Source organism: Alkalihalophilus lindianensis (genome assembly GCF_032843265.1).
Lineage (GTDB): Bacteria > Bacillota > Bacilli > Bacillales > Bacillaceae_D > Alkalihalophilus > Alkalihalophilus lindianensis.
Map to the genome: position 1 here is coordinate 1 of NZ_JAWJBA010000435.1, position 266 is coordinate 266.

Annotated in this window: 1 protein-coding gene; it reads left to right on the plus strand. The window is 40.2% G+C overall.

The features are described 5' to 3' along the window. Nucleotides 1-266: PIN domain-containing protein (locus tag RYX56_RS22925; RefSeq protein WP_317124198.1), on the plus strand; the 266-nt coding region annotated here is incomplete at both ends.

Below are 266 nucleotides of genomic sequence, written 5' to 3' on the forward strand. Positions count from 1 at the left end.
TTTTTGTTGAAAAAACAAATGACAATCGCATCCTTGCGGTTGCAAAGAATTTATCCCTTGAAGAACAAACAAAAGAGAACGGGAAGCCTGTCATCCTTGTGAGTAAGGACGCACTTGTCAGGGTAAAAGCGGATGCAATCGGGCTTTCTTCGGAGGATTTTCTAAACGACCGCGTAGTAGAAATCGACCACATCTACACTGGTTTCTTAGAGGTATACGTTTCTATGGAAAACGTAAAAAAATTTTATGAGAAGGGTGAATTACCA